Source organism: Aquibacillus saliphilus (assembly GCF_020404745.1).
GTDB classification, from domain to species: domain Bacteria; phylum Bacillota; class Bacilli; order Bacillales; family Amphibacillaceae; genus Aquibacillus; species Aquibacillus saliphilus.
The window spans coordinates 131464-150076 of sequence record NZ_JAIZAP010000003.1 but is presented as its reverse complement, the minus strand read 5'-3'; the positions used below and the strand labels follow the sequence as shown (position 1 = coordinate 150076).

19 protein-coding genes are annotated in these 18613 nt (G+C 38.5%); 17 read left to right on the top strand and 2 right to left on the bottom strand.

Features of this window, described 5'->3' with window-relative positions; all coding sequences use genetic code 11:
• The first annotated feature begins 15 nt into the window (after positions 1–15).
• The 11 genes from purC (at position 16) to LD272_RS04725 (ending at position 11364) form a co-directional block, all read left to right on the top strand.
• The gene (gene purC, locus LD272_RS04775) at positions 16–729 is read left to right on the top strand and encodes a phosphoribosylaminoimidazolesuccinocarboxamide synthase (protein ID WP_226035451.1); all 714 of its coding nucleotides are present in this window, start codon (positions 16–18) and stop codon (positions 727–729) included.
• On the top strand, positions 726–977 hold the full coding sequence (gene purS, locus LD272_RS04770; protein ID WP_226035450.1) for a phosphoribosylformylglycinamidine synthase subunit PurS: 252 nt from the start codon (positions 726–728) through the stop codon (positions 975–977). The genes purC and purS overlap by 4 nt, the downstream gene beginning before the upstream one ends.
• Positions 974–1657 (top strand): phosphoribosylformylglycinamidine synthase subunit PurQ, encoded by a 684-nt coding sequence (purQ, locus tag LD272_RS04765; protein WP_226035449.1) that lies wholly within the window; start codon positions 974–976, stop codon positions 1655–1657. Before purS ends, purQ begins: the two co-directional genes overlap by 4 nt.
• Entirely contained in the window at positions 1641–3866 is a 2226-nt protein-coding gene (gene purL / locus LD272_RS04760; protein WP_226035448.1) for a phosphoribosylformylglycinamidine synthase subunit PurL, read from the top strand. Before purQ ends, purL begins: the two co-directional genes overlap by 17 nt.
• A complete protein-coding gene (purF, locus tag LD272_RS04755) occupies positions 3842–5254 on the top strand; it encodes an amidophosphoribosyltransferase (protein ID WP_226035447.1) in 1413 nt (470 codons plus the stop codon). The genes purL and purF overlap by 25 nt, the downstream gene beginning before the upstream one ends.
• A 48-nt stretch (positions 5255–5302) precedes the next feature.
• A complete protein-coding gene (gene purM, locus LD272_RS04750) occupies positions 5303–6331 on the top strand; it encodes a phosphoribosylformylglycinamidine cyclo-ligase (protein WP_226035446.1) in 1029 nt (342 codons plus the stop codon).
• Positions 6324–6941, top strand: a complete 618-nt coding sequence (gene purN / locus LD272_RS04745; protein WP_226035445.1) for a phosphoribosylglycinamide formyltransferase — start codon at positions 6324–6326, stop codon at positions 6939–6941. The genes purM and purN overlap by 8 nt, the downstream gene beginning before the upstream one ends.
• Positions 6919–8451 (top strand): bifunctional phosphoribosylaminoimidazolecarboxamide formyltransferase/IMP cyclohydrolase, encoded by a 1533-nt coding sequence (gene purH / locus LD272_RS04740; protein WP_226035444.1) that lies wholly within the window; start codon positions 6919–6921, stop codon positions 8449–8451. The genes purN and purH overlap by 23 nt, the downstream gene beginning before the upstream one ends.
• Before the next feature lie 73 nt (positions 8452–8524).
• Positions 8525–9784, top strand: a complete 1260-nt coding sequence (gene purD / locus LD272_RS04735; protein WP_226035443.1) for a phosphoribosylamine--glycine ligase — start codon at positions 8525–8527, stop codon at positions 9782–9784.
• Between the two features lie 146 nt (positions 9785–9930).
• On the top strand, positions 9931–10509 hold the full coding sequence (locus LD272_RS04730; protein ID WP_226035442.1) for a hypothetical protein: 579 nt from the start codon (positions 9931–9933) through the stop codon (positions 10507–10509).
• Between the two features lie 345 nt (positions 10510–10854).
• Positions 10855–11364, top strand: coding sequence for a MogA/MoaB family molybdenum cofactor biosynthesis protein (locus LD272_RS04725; RefSeq protein ID WP_226035441.1), 510 nt, complete (start codon positions 10855–10857; stop codon positions 11362–11364).
• Between the two features lie 19 nt (positions 11365–11383).
• Here the strand turns inward: LD272_RS04725 and moaC are convergent, their stop codons facing one another.
• Positions 11384–11875 carry a cyclic pyranopterin monophosphate synthase MoaC gene (gene moaC / locus LD272_RS04720; RefSeq protein ID WP_226035440.1) on the bottom strand — a complete coding sequence of 164 codons (492 nt, stop codon included), beginning with the start codon at positions 11873–11875 and terminating at the stop codon, positions 11384–11386.
• A 189-nt stretch (positions 11876–12064) separates the two neighbouring features.
• Here moaC and modA point away from each other — a divergent pair, with 189 nt between their 5' ends.
• Entirely contained in the window at positions 12065–12871 is an 807-nt protein-coding gene (gene modA / locus LD272_RS04715; protein WP_226035439.1) for a molybdate ABC transporter substrate-binding protein, read from the top strand.
• Positions 12871–13530, top strand: a complete 660-nt coding sequence (gene modB / locus LD272_RS04710) for a molybdate ABC transporter permease subunit (protein WP_226035438.1) — start codon at positions 12871–12873, stop codon at positions 13528–13530. Before modA ends, modB begins: the two co-directional genes overlap by 1 nt.
• A gap of 65 nt (positions 13531–13595) precedes the next feature.
• Here the strand turns inward: modB and LD272_RS04705 are convergent, their stop codons facing one another.
• Positions 13596–13868, bottom strand: a complete 273-nt coding sequence (locus tag LD272_RS04705) for a YgaP family membrane protein (RefSeq protein WP_226035437.1) — start codon at positions 13866–13868, stop codon at positions 13596–13598.
• Positions 13869–14066: 198 nt separating this feature from the next.
• Between LD272_RS04705 and LD272_RS04700 the strand changes: the two genes are divergently transcribed.
• From LD272_RS04700 to LD272_RS04685, 4 genes are all read left to right on the top strand, one after another.
• Entirely contained in the window at positions 14067–15812 is a 1746-nt protein-coding gene (locus LD272_RS04700) for an adenine deaminase C-terminal domain-containing protein (RefSeq protein ID WP_226035436.1), read from the top strand.
• Positions 15813–15878: 66 nt separating this feature from the next.
• Entirely contained in the window at positions 15879–16925 is a 1047-nt protein-coding gene (locus LD272_RS04695) for a DUF3048 domain-containing protein (RefSeq protein WP_226035435.1), read from the top strand.
• A 39-nt stretch (positions 16926–16964) separates the two neighbouring features.
• Complete coding sequence (locus LD272_RS04690; protein WP_226035434.1) at positions 16965–17279, top strand: YerC/YecD family TrpR-related protein; 315 nt, start codon at positions 16965–16967, stop codon at positions 17277–17279.
• A gap of 52 nt (positions 17280–17331) precedes the next feature.
• Complete coding sequence (locus LD272_RS04685; protein ID WP_226035433.1) at positions 17332–18327, top strand: Gfo/Idh/MocA family protein; 996 nt, start codon at positions 17332–17334, stop codon at positions 18325–18327.
• The last annotated feature ends 286 nt before the right edge of the window (positions 18328–18613 follow it).

The window sequence follows — 18613 nt, the reverse complement described above, 5'->3', positions numbered from 1 at the left end:
TAGGGGGTTGCACAAGTGAAGGGTGAACTTTTGTATGAAGGTAAAGCAAAACAAGTATTTAAAGTGAGTGGTAACGATTCACAATTGATTCTTTCTTATAAAAATGATGCCACGGCTTTTAACGGTATCAAGAAGGCGAGTTTTACTGGGAAAGGTAAATACAACAACCTTATATCCTCCAAGGTTTTTGATTTTTTACATGCGAGAGGTGTAAAGAGTCATTTCGAACGGAGTTTAAACGAAACGGAACAATTAGTAAAAAGAACGAAAATTGTCCCTGTAGAAGTTGTCGTTCGTAATATTGCAGCTGGAAGTATTACTCGTCGCTTAGGAATACCTGAAAAAGTCGAATTTGCACCCCCTCTAGTTGAACTTTATTTTAAAGATGATGGGCTTGGAGATCCGATAATAAATGACGAACATGCGCGACTACTAACTGATTTATCTGAGCAAGAGCTTGCTGATGTTAAAACCACAGCTTTGGTGATTAATCAACACCTTAGCGAGTTCTTTAGTGAAGTGAACTTAACCTTGGTCGACTTTAAATTAGAATTCGGTAGGAATCTAAATGGCGAGATTATTCTATCTGATGAGGTTTCACCGGATACATGCAGACTATGGGACAAAGATACTGGAGAGAAAATGGATAAAGATGTGTTTCGCGAAGATTTAGGTGACCTTTTAAAGGTGTACGAAGCTATTCTCAATCGACTGGAGGCAGTAAAATGAAAAAAGTGAAAATTTACATCACATTAAAGTCGGGAGTTCTAGACCCGCAAGGCAAGGCGGTTCAAACATCGTTAAATACGCTTGGCTATGCAGAGGTTCAAGAGGCGCGTGTAGGCAAATATATGGAGTTAAAACTAGATGACCATACTGATGCCGAGAAACAAGTAGAGGAAATGTGTGCCAAGTTACTTGCTAATCCAGTTATTGAAGATTATCAGTACACAATTGAGGAGGGTGTTACCCAGTGAAATTTGCTGTCGTAGTTTTTCCGGGATCCAATTGTGATAGAGATATGTATCATGCAGCAAAGGACGCATTAGGTGAGGAGGCAGAGCTGGTATGGTATCAGTCTGCCAACCTATCAGACTATGACGCTATTTTAATTCCTGGTGGATTTTCCTATGGTGATTATTTGCGCTCAGGAGCGATTGCATCCACTTCTCAAATCGTAGCTGACCTTAAGCGACAAGCTGAAAAGGGAGTGCCTATCTTAGGTGTTTGTAATGGTTTTCAGATTTTGTTAGAGGCGGGTTTGTTACCAGGTGCAATGCTAAGAAATAAAAATCTTAAGTTCATTTGTCATTTTGAGGAACTGAAAGTAGCGAATAGAGACACCATGTTCACAACGGCTTTCCAACAAGGAGAAGCGATTTCTTTACCGGTTGCTCATGGAGAAGGTAACTACTATTGTGATGACACTACACTAAAGCAACTAAAAGATAATAATCAAATTGTTTTCACCTATACAAATAATCCAAATGGTTCGATCAATGATATAGCAGGAATTATGAATGAACAAGGTAATGTGCTTGGCATGATGCCGCATCCAGAACGTGCAGTTGAAGAATTACTGGGTGGTAATGATGGCTTGAAAATATTTAAATCAATTGTGAACAATTGGAGGGAAAAATATGTTACAAGCGCCTGAAATTACTCCAGAGGTAATCGAAAAGGACCGTCTTTACAGGGATATGGGTTTAACTGATGACGAGTTTGGTCTTGTTAAATCAATCTTGAAACGTCAGCCTAATTTCACGGAAACTGGTATCTTTTCAGTAATGTGGTCAGAACATTGTAGTTATAAAACGTCAAAACCGCTGCTAAAGAAATTTCCAACAAAAGCAGATCACGTTTTACAGGGTCCTGGTGAAGGTGCGGGTATTATCGACATTGGAGATGGTAAAGCGGTTGTCTTTAAAATTGAAAGTCATAATCATCCTTCTGCAGTAGAACCCTATCAGGGAGCTGCAACTGGTGTTGGTGGGATTATTCGTGACGTATTTTCAATGGGAGCAAGACCGATTGCCTTACTCAATTCGTTGAGATTTGGTAACTTAACATCCAATCGTGTTAAATATTTATTTGAAGAAATAGTAAATGGAATTGCAGGCTATGGTAACTGCGTAGGTGTTCCTACTGTTGGTGGCGAAGTGCAATTTGATAATTGTTACGAAGGAAATCCGTTAGTAAACGCAATGTGTGTTGGGTTAATTGATCAAAAGGATATCCAAAAAGGAATTGCTGCAGGTATTGGCAATACTGTTATTTATGCAGGTGCTGCAACGGGAAGAGATGGTATTCACGGGGCAACATTTGCTTCAGAAGACTTATCGGAAGAGTCAGAAAGCAAACGTCCATCTGTTCAAGTTGGTGATCCGTTCATGGAGAAGTTGCTAATCGAAGCATGTTTAGAAGTAATTCACTGTGATGCGTTGGTTGGTATGCAGGATATGGGAGCTGCTGGACTTACTTCCTCAGCAAGTGAAATGGCAAGTAAAGCAGGAACAGGTATGGAAATGAACCTAGATTTAGTTCCACAGCGTGAACTTGATATGACGCCATATGAATTGATGCTGTCAGAATCGCAAGAACGGATGCTTCTTGTTGTCGAACAAGGACGTGAACATGAAATTATCGATATATTCAAAAAATATGGTTTAGAAGCAGTAGCTGTTGGAAGAGTTACAGATGATAATCAGTTCCGCCTCATTCACAAAGGAGCGGTTGCTGCTGATATTCCTGTCGATTCGTTAGCGGAGGATGCTCCAGTTTACCATAAAGATTCTAAAGTACCTGAATACTATGAAAAGTTTCAACAATTGGACGATTATCAGCCAATCGTTAATAACTATAGTGAGGCGTTAAAATCCCTGCTACAACAACCAACGATAGCAAGTAAGGAATGGGTTTACGATCAATATGATTCAATGGTTCAAACCAATACAGTTGTGAGACCAGGGTCTGATGCTGCGATTATACGTGTGCGTGGAACAGATAAAGCAATCGCGATGACAACCGATTGTAACTCCCGTTATATTTATTTAGATCCTGAGATAGGCGGTAAGATTGCAGTTGCAGAAGCAGCTCGAAATATTGTTTGTTCTGGTGGGAAGCCAATGGCTTTAACAGATGGACTTAATTTTGGTAATCCAGATAAGCCTGAAAATTTTTGGCAAATGGAAAAAAGTGTTGATGGTTTGAGTGAAGCAAGCTTAGCGCTTAATACGCCTGTTATTAGCGGTAATGTCTCTCTTTACAACGAAACAAATGGCCAGTCAATATACCCAACTCCAGTTGTTGGAATGGTTGGTTTACTAGAGTCACTAGATCATGTAACTCCATCATTCTTCCAAACCCCTGGAGACTATATTTATTTAATTGGAGAGACAAAGCCAGAATTTGCTGGTAGTGAGTTACAAAACATACTAGAGAATAACTACTTCGGAAAAGCGCCATCCATTGATCTCGATATCGAGGCGAAGCGTCAACAGCAATTACTTCTTGCCATTCAAAGTGGTTTGGTTTGTTCTGCACACGATTTAGCGGAAGGTGGATTAGCGGTAGCGCTGGCTGAGAGTTTATTTAATAACGGGTTAGGTTGTGATGTGGAAGTTAGTGGTGATACAACTGTCCAGCTATTTAGTGAAAGTCAATCTCGTTTTCTCGTGTCTATTAAACCAGATGATAAACAGGCGTTCGAAAGCTTAGTAGAGGATGCTAACTTAATAGGGGAAGTAACAGAAAGTGGACAGCTGAAAGTGAATAATAATGAGGACATAGTTATTGAAGAATCGGTTGAAAGCTTGAAAACATTGTGGAAAGGGGCGATACCATGCTTGCTGAAATCAAAGGGTTAAACGAAGAATGTGGTGTGTTTGCTATTTGGGGTCATGAGAAGGCTGCGGAAATGACTTATTATGGTTTACATGCTCTTCAACACCGTGGACAAGAAGGCGCGGGTATTGTCACAAGCGATGGTGAACAATTACATTTGCATAAAGGGAATGGACTTATTAACGAAGTTTTTCAACAAAATGAATTTTCTCGTTTGAAAGGCAATGCTGCTTTGGGTCATGTGCGGTATGCTACCCAAGGTGGTGGCGGTTATGACAACGTTCAACCATTAGTGTTTCGGTCGCAAAAAAATAGTATGGCACTTGCTCATAATGGAAATTTAGTTAATGCCTATGCGTTAAAAAACCAGCTAGAAGCTCAGGGTAGTATTTTGCAAACAACCTCTGATACAGAGGTAATCGCCCACTTAATTAAGCGAAGTGGCCATTTAGAAATGGAAGAGGCAATTGCGCAAGCATTGGGTATGATTAAAGGAGCGTATGCATTTTCTATTTTAACTGAAAAACAATTGTTCGTTGCTCTTGATCCCCGAGGTTTGCGCCCGTTATCAATTGGAATGTTAGGTGATGCCTATGTAGTTGCTTCAGAAACGTGTGCATTTGATCTTATTGGTGCGACATACGTTAGAGAGGTAAAACCGGGGGAACTCGTAATTATTGATGATAGTGGAATTACCTCAAAACGGTTTGCTTCTCCGATGAAGAGAACGTTATGTTCCATGGAGTATGTCTACTTTTCCCGCCCTGATAGCGATTTAGATGGATTAAACGTTCATGCTAGTCGGAAAACAATGGGAAAACAACTAGCTAGTGAAGCCCCTATTGAGGCAGACGTAGTAACTGGTGTTCCTGACTCAAGTATATCTGCTGCAATAGGGTATGCAGAAGCTGCTGGGATTCCGTATGAACTTGGACTAATTAAAAACCGCTATGTCGGTCGTACGTTTATTCAGCCTTCTCAAGAACTTAGAGAGCAAGGGGTTAAAATGAAATTATCCCCAGTCCGCGGAATAGTGGAGGGTAAACGTGTCGTCATGGTTGATGATTCTATTGTACGTGGAACAACATGCAAACGAATCGTTCGTCTGTTGAAAGAAGCTGGTGCAACAGAAGTGCATGTTCGAATTGGTTCACCACCGATTGTCAATCCTTGTTACTATGGGATTGACACGTCGAATAAAGGAGAATTAATTGCTGCTAATTATGAAGTAGAAGAAATTAGAGAATTAATAGGAGCAGATAGTTTAGCTTTTCTAACTACTGATGGATTAGAGAAATCAATAGTTGAGGATAAAGACTCCATTGAACACGGAATTTGTAATGCTTGTTTTACTGGTAATTACCCAACAGAAATATATCCAGATACGGTATTACCCGTATATAAGGATTAAAACGCAATTCGTTTAACTGACTGTAAAACCCCTAAAAGGAGCGTTCATATGAGTGATATATACAAACAAGCTGGTGTAGATGTTGATGCTGGTTACCAGGCAATAGACCTAATGAAAAAACATATTCAAAAGACAAACCGACCGGAAGTTTTGGGCGGGGTTGGTGCCTTTGCTGGTTTATTTGAATTAACGTCTTTCTCTTACAAGGAACCAGTACTATTATCTGGCACTGACGGGGTTGGGACCAAGCTTAAGCTTGCTTTTGAAATGGATAAACATGATACCGTTGGGCTTGATTTAGTGGCAATGTGTGTCAATGATATCGTTGCTCAAGGTGCCGATCCGTTATTTTTTCTTGATTATATTGCTTGCGGAAAAAATAAGCCTGAAAAAATTGAACAAATTGTCAAAGGGATTGCCGATGGTTGTGTTGAATCTAGCAGTGCTTTAATTGGTGGGGAAACAGCTGAAATGCCAGGTATGTATCAAAATGGTGAATATGACCTAGCTGGTTTTGTTGTCGGTATTGCTGAAAAAAGTGAAATTATAACTGGTGAAAAAATTGAACCAGGTGATACGATTATTGGGATTGCATCAAGTGGTCTTCATTCCAACGGGTTTTCTTTAGTGCGTAAAATAATTGCTGAACAAAAGTTAGACTTATCTTCCGTTTACGATCCTCTGGATAAACCGCTTGGAGAGGAATTATTAACACCAACGAAGATCTATGTAAAAGCAATAAAACAGTTGAAACAAGATATTGATATTAAGGGAATTAGTCATATTACTGGTGGCGGATTTTACGAGAATCTTCCCAGGGCCCTGCCGGAGCATTTAGGTGCTCAAGTTGTTTCTGGCTCATGGGAAATTCCGGCAATATACACCTTCTTAGAAGAACAAGCTGGGCTAAGATTTAATGACATGTTGGGTGTATTTAATATGGGAGTAGGTATGGCTATCGTGGTATCTCCCCATGAAGAACAGATGGCATTACAATTACTAGATGACATTGGTGAGCGTGCATCTGTTATTGGAAAAGTGGTAAATCAGCCTGGGGTGGTAGTTGTTAATGACTAAAACTAAAATAGCTGTTTTTGCATCAGGAACAGGCAGTAATTTTGAGTCAGTACAAAAAGAAGTTGAATCAGGCAACCTTGACTCTGAAATAGCGCTATTAGTATGTGATAAGCCTGGTGCAAAGGTACTTGAAAAAGCGGAATTTTATCAGGTGCCAACATTTGTATTCAATGCAAAACAATATAATTCCAAATCAGAATTTGAATATGAGATACTAAATGAACTAGAGAAGTACAAAGTTGAGTGGATTGTATTAGCGGGTTATATGCGACTAATTGGATCAACATTACTCGATTCGTATCATCAGAGAATTATTAATATTCACCCATCTTTATTACCCTCTTTTCCAGGCAAAGATGCAGTCGGCCAGGCAATAGCTGCAGGTGTGAAAGTGACAGGTGTGACCATTCACTTAGTTGATGAAGGAATGGATACCGGGAAAATAGTGGAACAAGAGTCACTACGAGTAATCGATAAGGAAAGTAGAGAGTCATTACAACTAAGGATACAAGAAATTGAGCATCGCCTATTTCCGAGTGTCATACAATCATTAATTTTAGCAGGCAATATGAAAGGGGACCCTTTATATGAAGAAAAGAGCGCTACTTAGTGTTTCAGATAAAAGTAAGTTAGTAGAATTTGCGACTGGATTAGACAAGCTAGGTTATGAACTTGTTTCTACTGGTGGAACCTTAAAAGCATTACAGGAAGCGAATCTTCCAGCAATACCTGTTTCAGCAGTTACAAACTTCGAAGAAATTCTAGATGGTAGAGTTAAAACACTTCATCCATTCATTCATGCAGGTTTACTTGCAAGACGTGATGATCAATCACATCAAAAGCAAATGACAGAGCTAGACATTCAACCAATCGATGTAGTGGTAGTTAACCTTTATCCGTTTAAACGAACGATTGATCAAGAAGGCGTGACAGAAGAACAGGCAATTGAAAACATCGATATTGGTGGTCCAACCATGCTTAGAGCAGCGGCGAAAAATTTTCGTGATGTAACGGTCGTTGTTGACCCATCAGATTATGATTCTGTCATCGATCAGTTAAATCAAAATAGTTCACAGGTGGATTTCAGGAAACAACTAGCAGCTAAAGTATTTAGACATACAGCAAATTATGATGCAATGATTGCCAACTATTTTACCAACATCACGGGTGAAACAGATCCTGAGACTTACACAATGACCTATGAAAAAGTTCAATCATTAAGATATGGGGAGAATCCTCATCAACAGGCTGCTTTCTACCAGGAACCAAATGTAAAGGGTGCATCGATTGCAAATGCCAAACAGCTTCATGGTAAGGAGTTGTCTTATAATAACATTCAAGACGCCAATGCGGCTTTAGAAATGGTACTAGAATATAGCAGACCAGCTGCAGTAGCAGTAAAGCACATGAATCCTTGTGGTGTCGGAATTGGTGAAAATATTGCTAGTGCGTATGCCAAAGCATACGAAGCTGATTCAATGTCGATTTTTGGTGGAATTGTGGCATTAAATAGACAAGTTGACAAGGAAACTGCGAATCAACTAAAAGAGATTTTTCTTGAAATTATCATTGCTCCCTCTTTTTCGCAAGAAGCAATTGAGTTATTAACCGTAAAACCGAATCTTAGACTACTTGAAATACCGATGGAAAGTAACGGTTCAAACACGAAAAAGGTAGTAAGCGTCGTTGGTGGGTTGCTTGTTCAAGACAGGGATAACGGTACGGTTACAGAAGAAGATATCACTATTCCAACAGAAAGAAAACCTGACACACAAGAATTAACTGATTTACTATTTGCTTGGAATGTTGTTAAGCATGTTAAATCCAATGCAATTGTAGTTGCGAAAGGCGACCAAACACTTGGTATTGGAGCAGGGCAAATGAACCGTGTTGGTGCGGCTAAAATAGCGTTTGAGCAAGCGGGAGAGAAGGCTACAGGTGCGGTTATGTCATCTGATGCATTTTTCCCAATGCCAGATACAGTAGAAGCTGCCGCAAAAGCTGGTATCAAAGCAATCATTCAGCCAGGTGGTTCTAAACGTGATCAGGACTCCATTGACGCGTGTAATAATTATGGAATTGCAATGGTATTTACAGGCATGCGCCACTTTAAACATTAAATCTTGCTGTCTAGGCTCCTGACAGTACCTTCGGAAGATGTTTGATGTCAGTTTAAAAAAAGGCGGGGAGAATATGAATGTTTTAGTTATTGGCAGTGGTGGTCGTGAACATAGTATTGTGAAGAAATTGACAAAAAGTAGTCAGGTTACTACTATCTTTGCAGCGCCCGGCAATGGTGGGATCGAACTTGATGCTACATGTGTACCGATTGAAGATACTGAGGTCGATCAGTTAGTAACCTTCGCAAAGCAAAATAGGATTGATTGGACGATTGTTGGGCCTGAAGTACCTTTACTTGCAGGTGTGGTAAATGCCTTCAAAAGCGAGGGACTGAATGTTTTTGGACCAACGAAACAGGCGGCACTAATTGAGGGTAGTAAAGATTTTGCTAAAGCTATTATGAAAAAATATAGAATTCCAACGGCTGATTATCAAACATTCACAGATGTAGACGAGGCCAGAAAATATATCGAACAACAAGGCGTACCTATTGTAGTAAAAGCCGACGGGTTAGCTGCAGGCAAAGGTGTAGTAGTAGCAACAAGCTTGAACGAGGCAATTGAGGCAGTGGAGAGCATGCTCGTTGATAACCAATTTGGCGAAGCGGGTAATCGGGTCGTTATTGAAGAATTTCTGGCAGGAAAGGAATTCTCGCTAATGGCTTTTGTAGAAGGCGAAGATGTGTATCCACTAATGCCAGCAAGAGATCATAAACGTGCATTTGACGGTGATTTAGGTCCGAATACAGGTGGAATGGGGGCATTTTCACCTGTGCCAGATTTGCAGCAAAAAGATATTGACTTTGCTGTCGAAAAAATTCTTAAACCAACTGCAAAAGGTATGATAGCAGAAGGACGGCCGTTTTCAGGGATTTTATATGCAGGTTTAATAGAAACAGAGCAAGGGCCCAAAGTAATTGAGTTCAATGCTAGGTTAGGAGATCCTGAAACACAAGTAGTCCTTCCGTTATTGAAAAACGATCTAATTCAGGTGATTATTGATGTTACATCTGGTAAAGATCCCGAACTAGTTTGGGAAGATGCGTATTGTATAGGAACTGTTGTAGCATCGAAAGGCTATCCAGCAGAATATAGTAAAGAAATTGCATTACCAGAACTACCAAAGTCAAAAGATTGCTTTATAATCCATGCTGGAACTGGCCGCGATCAATTTGGGAATTTCCACTCTGTCGGTGGTCGAGTACTATTAGTCGGGTCAATGGATAAAAAACGGGAAGTAGCACAGAAAAATATATATGATTATTTAAAGGCTTTTGATAGAGATGATTCTTTCTTTTATCGCACTGATATAGGACTTAATAAGAAAAAGTAGATAGAGCAAAAAACGTGGAATTGATTATACAATTCCACGTTTTTTTGTTCTATTAGCCGCCCATTATTGCTTTGGGTGGTAGCGGAATTTTAAAAGCCGAATAGGTTAATTATGTAGATTAAAGTTAAAAGGAGGAGTAATGCAAAATGCCGAATAGAAATAAAGGTTCAAACCCATATGAAGATTATTCTCAAACGCCGAGTTTAGGTGGAGGACAGCCAGGCCCAATAGGTGGCTGGAATCAGCAACCATATCCACCGAGTTTTGGTGGAGGGCAGCAAGGTCCAGGAGGAGGGTGGAATCAGCAGCCATATCCACCAAACTTCGAGGGTCCCTTACCAGGTCCGGGAGGAGGGTGGAATCAGCAGCCATATCCACCAAATTTCGAAGGTCCCTTACCAGGTCCGGGAGGAGGGTGGAATCAGCAACCATATCCACCAAACTTCGAGGGTCCCTTACCAGGTCCAGGAGGAGGGTGGAATCAGCAGCCATATCCACCAAATTTCGAAGGGCCACTACCAGGTCCGGGAGGAGGATGGAATCAGCAACCATATTTACCAGGATTCGGTGGACCACAGCCGGGACCCGGAGGAGCTTTGAGCCAACAACCCTATTCTCCTAATCAAAAGGACCAACAAACAGGATCAAACAATGGGGGTTGGAACCAGTTGCCAACACAATTCGGTGGTCAATTACCAGGTCTGAATAATGGAGAATGGGACTAATAGTATTGATGAAGTAAATAACGTTTATTTAAAGGGTTAACTAAGCGAACAGTTTAGTTAGCCTTTTTTAAAAGGAAAGAAAGAATAAAAATTTGCGCATCGATGTCTAGCTCCAGCGCCTAGCCCGCCTGAGGTTTGACTTATTTGCGCTAGGCTAAGAATAATCTTGGCAGAAATAAATGTCTTTCTTATTTCGAGTGCGCCCTGCGCTTTTCTTGTTTAGGAAGAGGTTACCTTTGATTTAGCAAAGTGAGCCTGAACTATTGTACAATGAAGGTTGAGGAAATTGATCGTTTACCCTATTTTATTTTTGATAATGCTAACTAATAGAGAGGTGCTTAGTTTATGTTAGAAAAACATAGAAAAAAGTCAAAAACATCGATTAATTGTAAGGTAATCACTGTTAGTGATACAAGAACAGAGGAAACGGATAAAAGTGGTCAATTAATTAAACAATTATTAATTGAACAAGAACACTTAATAGTGGACTATGTTATCGTTTGTGACGAATTAAAAGAAATAGAGGCAGCAATAACAAAAGCAGTTAATGATAGTAAAGTCGAGGCAGTCATCCTGAATGGTGGAACTGGAATAGCTAATAGAGATGTGACAATTGAAGTGGTTCAGTCCTTAACAAAAAAAGAAATCCCCGGGTTTGGAGAAATCTTTCGAATGCTAAGCTATCAGCACGATATTGGTTCAGCTGCAATATTATCACGTGCATTTGCAGGGGTGACAAATAAAACAGTATTGTTTTCAATTCCAGGATCATCTGGTGCAGTTCGTCTAGCTATGAATGAATTAATCTTACCTGAAATTGGACATATTGTGATGGAAATAAATAAAGATACTTAGTCAAAAGATACGGTGGTGATTAACTAGTCTCACGTTTATAATCGCCACTTTTCCCCCCGGATTTTTCAAGCAAGTATGTTTGTCCAATAACCATCCCTTTGTCGACAGCCTTACACATATCGTAGATTGTAAGAGCTGTCACAGAAGCAGCAGTTAATGCTTCCATTTCAACGCCTGTAGTTCCTTTAGTTTTCACCTCTACTGTTATTAACAACTCCGGTTTATCGATATTATCTAGGTTCCATTCAAAATTCATATCGATTCCACTGAGTGGGAGTGGGTGGCACATCGGTATAATGGTTGAAGTTTGTTTAGCGGCCATAATTCCAGCAACCTGGGCCACAGCTAATACATCCCCTTTTCCCACTTGGTGATTTACAATCTGGTGGTAAATTTCGTCGTTAACAATAATGCTAGAACGGCTAATTGCTATGCGAATTGTTTCCTTTTTTTCCGTAATATCTACCATTTTCGCTCTACCTTGTTGATTTATATGAGTAAATTCTGACAAGAGTATTCACCTCGTTATGTTATGATTTAATTTAAGTCCTATCCTATTATAACAAAACAGATCGTTTATTGCCTAAGGTGGTAGTAGACCTAAACGAATGATATAAGATAAAATTGGAGCTTTAAGAGGTTGTTCAAAAAGAGATTGTAAAAGAGTACTATAAGTAATCTGTTGAAGGGTTTGTCATCGATGAAAGAAAATAAGCGTTACTATCTTTACTTTGCTGTGATTATTTTCATATTACTTCTTCTAACTGCCTGTTCATCTTCGCAACAATCTAACAATGATGATGAACAAGTAGAGCTAACCATTTCAGCAGCCGCTAGCATGATGGATGTACTAGAAGAGATTCGCGTTGATTTTGAAGAAGAACATAATGATATAAATTTATTATATAACTTTGGTTCATCTGGTTCCTTGCAGCAACAGATAGCTCATGGTGCTCCAGTAGATCTTTTTATTTCTGCTAATCTCCAAAGGTTTAATTCTTTGCTTGATCAAGGATTTATATCAAGCAACTACCATAAGGAAATGGTGGGAAATGAGTTAGTATTAATTCAGCCAAATAGCGGGGACGTAAGACTATCGAGTTTTTCTGATTTATTAAATGAAGAAGTCAAAAAAGTGGCAATCGGCATACCAGAAACTGTCCCAGCAGGTTATTATGCTAAGGAATATTTGGAAAAACAAAAACTATACAATAAGCTCAAGGATAAATTTATACCCGGAAAAGATGTAAGACAAGTATTAAATTATGTCGAAACAGGTAATACCGATGCGGGGATTGTTTATCGTACAGACGCGCTACATTCAAAGTCAGTTCAAGTAGTTACAACCGCTAATAAACAAGACCATACGCCGATTATATATCCAGTTGGGATTTTGGAAGACTCCAACCATAAAGAAGCGGCAATGTTGTTTTTTGACTATGTAACAAACAGCGATTCATTAGAAATATTTAAGGAGTATGGGTTCAGTCCCATAAGTGATAATTAATGTTAACAAATCAATTTTGGGATCCAATTCAATTATCGTTAATCGTAGCTACTATTGCTGTACTTATTGTAACTGTTAGCGGGACTTCTACTGCGTGGTTCATGGCTAACAGACATTTCACAGGAAAAACTACTTTGGAAACACTATTGCTGTTACCTATCGTATTGCCACCAACAGTTATCGGATTTTTATTAGTAATTATTTTCGGGAGGAATGGTCCTGTTGGTCAACTAATCGATTCGCTATTCAATCAATCTGTTTTATTTACAATTTGGGCTGCGATTATCGCGGCAGTAGTGGTGTCATTTCCTTTAATGTATCAATCTGCAAAAACTGGATTTCAATCCATTGATAAAGGTATTGAAGATGCAGCAAGAGTAGATGGTGCAAATGAACGAGAGATTTTTAGATATATTTCCATTCCACTATGTTTTAAGCCAATTATCGCTGGTATTACCTTAAGTTTTGCAAGGGCACTTGGAGAGTTTGGAGCGACCATAATGTTCGCTGGAAATATTCCTGGTAAGACACAAACGATTCCAACTGCTATATATGTGGCATTTGAATCAAATCAGACCACTTTAGCATGGGCTTGGGTCATTTCGATAATTATCATATCGTATCTAATGCTCTTCGTATTAAAAAAATCGGATCGCTAGCCAATGATATCGTTAATCGAAAATAAAATGACGTGTAGGGTAATTTCCCCACACGTCATTTTATATTAGGAAGGGTTAATTGCTTCCTCTAATCCCTCTTCTTCGGATTGGCTTCCACTTTCCATCTCATTACTGTCGATATAGTTAGTAATGATGTCAGTTACAGGACAATAGCGAACAATTCCTTCTGCGACTTTCATTGCTGATAAGATAATCAGCAAAATTGAGCCTTGACGCCATGGTCGGCGATTCATATTAACACTAGTATAGGTTAAAAATGTTAAGCCGATTGTTATTCGAAGCAGTGCATTTAATATTCCGATATTTTGTCGTATCATATAAAAAACATCCTTTCAGAGAACTGTTATGCGTAATATTTAATGATGTGTTAATATAAAGTAAAACTTCCTTTATCTGGTGGTAATTAGCCACTAAAAGTTTGCTTTAAACCAATCAATTGTTTGAGTTAAAAACTCGGATTTTCACTGACGCTTAGTCAGGCCACAATAGAAAATATAGAAATTGAGGAGATCATGATGAATGAACATCTTTACCGTTGGAGAAATAAAGAATTAAGAGAACACGTCTCTGTAATAGATGGAACACTCGCACCGACTATGTTGCTTGAAAATGCAACTTATTTAAATGTGTATTTAAAACAGTGGGTTATGGCCAATATATGGATATATAATGATCGGATTGTATATGTAGGAGATCGATTCCCTGAAAATACTTTACACACAGAAGTTGTTAATTGTGAGGGAAAATATATTGTACCAGGATATATCGAACCACATGCACATCCATTTCAATTATATAATCCCCATCAATTAGCAAAATATGCATCACAAACTGGAACAACTACCTTGGTAAATGATAATATGCTCTGGTTAAATTTGACCACCCAAAAGAAAGCGTTTACAATACTGGATGATTTTATGAAAATACCAATATCGATGTACTGGTGGGCAAGGTTTGATTCACAAACCTTGCTACAAGATGAGCATGAAATATTCCATGATTCCAATATTTTGGCATGGTTAAATCATGCAGCAGTTATCCAAGGAGGAGAACTAACTTCCTGGCCACAAGTACTTGCTGACGATGATCATGTGCTTTATTGGATGCAAGAAGCTAAACGTCTTGGTAAGCCTATAGAGGGGCACTTTCCGGGCGCTTCTGAGCGTACATTAACTAAAATGAAGCTGCTAGGCGCAAGTGCAGACCATGAGGGGATGACGGGAAAAGAAGTGTTCGATCGTATTAGCATTGGGTATCAGGTTGGCTTAAGGTATTCTTCTATTCGTCCAGATTTACCGAAGCTTTTATCTGAATTAAAACAATTAGGAATTACTAATTACGATTCTTTGACAATGACTACAGATGGATCATCGCCTGCTTTTTATGAAAAGGGATTGATTAATCAGTGTATTGAAATTGCGATTGAAAAGGGAGTTCCAACAATAGATGCTTATATGATGGCTAGTTTTAATGCAGCAAAACATTTCAATTTGCATGAACGATTGGGAAGTATTGCTCCTGGCAGAGTTGCTCATCTTAATATATTAGATTCAAAAGAAAATCCAACGCCAAACTCAGTAATCGCTAAAGGTCAATGGGTGTTAAAAGAAAAGGAAACAATAACTGATAATCAAGTCGAGATTAATTGGGGAAAGTACGGGATAAATGCATTACAGTTAAACTGGGATATTTCTGAAGAAGATTTGCAATTTTCATTGCCAATTGGTCTAGAAATGGTTAATGACGTAATTGTTAAGCCTTATGCTGTTACCATAGAGGGCAATGTTGAAGAGATAGACCGGACTCATGATGAATCATTTTTAATGCTGGTTGATCGAAAAGGTCAGTGGCGAGTCAACACGTTAATTAAGGGGTTTACGGACAGCTTAGGTGGTTTAGTTAGTTCGTATTCTATTACGGGTGATATTATTTTTATTGGTAAAAGTAAACAGGATATGTTGCTTGCTTTTAACAGAATGAAAGAGTTGGGTGGTGGAATTGTTCTAGTTAATCGTGGCGAGATTGTCTTTGAGCTTCCCTTAACTCTATCTGGAATGATGAACGACGGCGATATGGAAACGTTAATAAGTAAAGATAGATTATTAAACGAAACATTAAAGCAGTATGGGTACAAATATAACGATCCTCCTCATACCTTACTCTTTTTATCGTCGACGCATTTACCTTTTATCCGTATTACGCCACAAGGAATTGTTGATGTTAAAAAGAGAGAGATTCTATTTCCTGCTATCATGAGGTAATGGTATAATCAAAAAATAGAGAAATGTTAAAATAAAAAGTGTAATTACTGAGGTGTTGAGGGGACTATGAAAAAGTACTACTGGAAGTATTTACTGTTGTTACTAGTGATGATTGTGATGGCATCATGTCAAAAAGAGGAACAAGTTGCAGAGCCAAATCCGGAAAGTGAAACGGAGGAGCCTGTCGGTTTAGAAGAACCTGAGGAACCGACGTTTAAGAATGTCTATCCATATAGCGGTGTACCGACCAATGATGAGGTAACGGATAGAGCTGTTGCGGTTATGGTAAATAACCATCCAAAAGCTAGACCACAGACCGGATTAACAAAGGCGGATATTGTATTTGAAATATTAGCTGAGGGTAATATAACGAGGCTAATGGCTATCTTTCAAAGTGAAAAGCCTGATGTTGTTGGACCGGTAAGAAGCGCTCGCCCTTATTATTTTAATTTAGCGGATGATTATGGAGCGATCTATGTTCACCATGGTGCTGCGAACTTTATTTTAGATATGTTAAAACAAGGAGCTGCTGATCACTTAGAGGGAATGTTTTACGACAATGACGGACATCTTTTTAAACGTGAAGATTTCCGAGTTGCTCCACATAATTCATATTTATTATTTGATGCTGTCTATGAAGTTGCAGAGGGGAAAGGTTACCAAGTACAATCGAAACACAAGGCATTGTCATTTTTGACAGAAGAAGAGTCAATGAACATTTCTGGTGACGATGCTAATGAGGTTAGTTTCAATTATGACTCGACGCCAGTAAGGTATAAATATGATTCAGCATCTGAGAAATACCTTCGTTTCAATGGAGAAGAACAATCCATTGAACTTGAAACAGAAGAACCTATCAAACTGGATAATGTATTTATTATTGAGACCTATCACGAGGTAGTAGATAGTGCTGGTAGAAGAGAAATCGATTTTGAATCTGGTGGAAATGGATATTTACTTCAAAAAGGAACTGTTCAATCAGTCGAATGGCAAAATATTGACGGGCAAATAGTCCCGGTTCAAGATGGTCAACCAGTTGGGTTTGTACCAGGAAAAACGTGGATTAATGTGATCCCTGAAAGTACAGGTCTAGAAGCTGTATCGATACAATAATTATAAGTTGGACTGAGTAATAAAAAAAGGTGGTTGAAGATGCAAATCGATAAGTTACGCGGGGAACATTTAGATCAATTATTCGATGCGATTTTAACGTTAGAAGATAGAGAAGAGTTTTATCGTTTTTTTGATGATATTGCAACTATGAGCGAAATTCAATCGTTTGCGCAACGATTACAAGTAGCAAAGATGCTAAGAGATGGACACACGTATCATGCTATTGTTCAAGAATCTAGTGCTTCTACAACAACGATTTCGCGAGTGAAAAGATGTATCAATTATGGAAATGATGGGTATCAAATGGTACTTGAACGACTAGAAAAGTCAGATAATAAGGATGAAAATAAATAATCTTTCGCTATTATAGTCATGCGAGTGATAAAAATTTAAATGAGGTGTAATTGTGGTTCGTTTTGGTATTATCGGTACAAATTGGATTACTGAAAATTTTATTAATGCGGCTTCAGAGATTGAAGATTTTATACTTACAGCTGTTTATTCAAGAACAGAAGAAAAAGCGAAGGAATTTGCTAATAAATATAACGTAGAGACGACATATACTAATTTAGATGAATTTGTTCAAAGTGAAGCGTTTGATGCGGTCTATGTTGCTAGTCCAAACTCTTTTCATAAAGAACAAGCGATAGCATGTATGAAAAACGGCAAGCATGTAATGGTTGAGAAGGCTATAGCATCGAGTGCCGATGAACTTAGAGAAATGATTGAAACTGCACAACAAAATAATGTCCTATTGATGGAAGCATTAAAGACAACACACTTACCTAACTTCAAGATCATTCAAGAAAATTTACATAAAATAGGCTCAGTTCGTCGCTATTTTGCGAGTTATTGTCAATATTCTTCTCGTTATGATGCATATAAAGAAGGAACTGTTTTAAATGCATTTAAGCCGGAGTTTTCCAACGGCTCTTTAATGGATATTGGCATCTACTGTATTTATCCAATGGTTGCTTTATTTGGTAAGCCAACAGAATTAAAAGCTAATGCCTTAATGCTTGATTCAGGAGTGGACGGACAAGGTAGTGTTATTTTTGATTATGAAAACATGAATGGTGCTGTCATGTTTTCGAAAATTGCTAATTCATATATCCAGTCAGAGATTCAGGGAGAAAAAGGATCAATTATTATTGATAGTATTAGTAAGCCAACTAATGTAGAAATCAAATATAAAGATGGTTCGTCTGAGAATATTACCCAGAACCAAAAGAGTAATACGATGTATTATGAGGCGAAGGAATTTATTGAATTGATAACTAATAATCAAACCGAATCATTAGTCAATTCGTATGAAAACTCATTACATACAGCAATGGTCTTAGAGGAAGCTCGTAAGCAAATGGGAGTAGTTTTCCCTGCTGATCAATCGAAGGATAAGTAACTTTAAAATAGCCCCTGTTACAGGGCTATTTTTTTGCTTGAAGGATAGAATATTACTGCTGTTGTGGGTCTTACTTAAGACTTTCCAAAATGACCCAAAAGATTCTTCTGCATTCTATTCAATAAATGGTTAGATTTTTGATATAATGAATCAATGATTATAGTTAATCTACATATATCTAAGAGAAACGTAATGAGTTATCCTAAACGAAGTAAAGGTAAGTGACATGATTGCCAGTGAAACGAATCTGGGTAATTGTATAGCACTATTTTGGGTAAAGATACCG